The sequence below is a fragment of the Pseudoalteromonas sp. MER144-MNA-CIBAN-0113 genome (assembly GCF_040308965.1).
In the GTDB taxonomy this organism is placed as follows: Bacteria; Pseudomonadota; Gammaproteobacteria; order Enterobacterales; family Alteromonadaceae; genus Pseudoalteromonas; species Pseudoalteromonas tetraodonis.
Genome location: NZ_JBEOOG010000248.1, coordinates 1 through 324, shown reverse-complemented (window position 1 = coordinate 324; position 324 = coordinate 1). Strand labels below are relative to the sequence as shown.

The 324-nt window shown below is 38.6% G+C and carries 1 pseudogene; it reads right to left on the bottom strand.

The features are described from left to right. A pseudogene (locus tag AAEY57_RS19580) lies at positions 1–324 on the bottom strand (agglutinin biogenesis protein MshJ); the annotation flags it as partial.

Genomic DNA, 324 nt, shown 5'->3' with positions numbered 1-324 from the left:
ACCATCTGATGCTCAAAAAATAATGTTTGCGTATCATGTTCACCTAGTTTTTCTACATCGATAGCCCGTGCTGGTTTGACATTAAAGCTACTCACTTTTACGTCGCTACTATCTACGAGCAAATCTTTTAAAACGGCAGGTACATTTTTAGCAGCTACAAAGCCTTGGCTAAAACTATTAAGTTGATTATTTATTTCGGCTAATTCATCCCTGGTTTGTGCAATTTGACCGCGTAAAACCTTAGTGTAGTCGTAGTTTAATGCTTGGTTTAACATGGAGAGTTGCGCATTTATCTGCTGTAACTCTTGCAGCGTTGTATTGTGC